This is a genomic window from Buttiauxella izardii, assembly GCF_003601925.1.
Lineage (GTDB): Bacteria > Pseudomonadota > Gammaproteobacteria > Enterobacterales > Enterobacteriaceae > Buttiauxella > Buttiauxella izardii.
This window is the reverse complement of the sequence record NZ_QZWH01000087.1, coordinates 1-589: the sequence shown is the minus strand read 5'-3', so window position 1 is coordinate 589 and position 589 is coordinate 1. Positions and strand designations below refer to the sequence as shown.

1 pseudogene is annotated in these 589 nt (G+C 61.6%); it reads left to right on the top strand.

The features are described from left to right. A pseudogene (locus tag D6029_RS22345) lies at nucleotides 1-589 on the top strand (RHS repeat protein); the annotation flags it as partial.

Below are 589 nucleotides of genomic sequence, written 5' to 3'. Positions count from 1 at the left end.
AACGCAGTACCGCTATAACCGCGACGGGCAGCCGCTCGAGGTCATTCACGAAGAAGGTTTGTCGGAGAAATATGAATACGATGCCCGCGGACGCCTGACCGCCAGTGAGGACAACACCGGCGCGCGCACCACCCGGCAGTACAACGAGGCCGGTGACCTGCTCACCATCACTTCTCCGGACGGTAGCAGCACCACGCAGCGTTATGATGCGCGGGGCAACCCGGTGTCACAGACCTCCGGCGGGCTGACCCGCCAGGCCGAATATGACAGTGCGGGCCGCATCACCGGGCTGATTAACGAAAACGAATCCCGCACGCAGTTCAGCTATGACGTGATGGACCGCCTGACGACTGAAACTGGCTTTGATGGCCGCGAACACCGCTATCAGTACAGCAAAACGGGCCAGCTCACCCACAGCGAGGACGCGGGGCTTATCACCCGCTGGCACTATGACGACAACGGCAGATTAATCCGTCGCGAACGCCCGCCGCTGCCCGACGGCACCCCGGATGAAATGCTGTTCGGCTACGACAAAGCCGGACGGCTGGCTGAAATGGCCCACCGCAGCGAAAACCATCTGGTCTGTGTG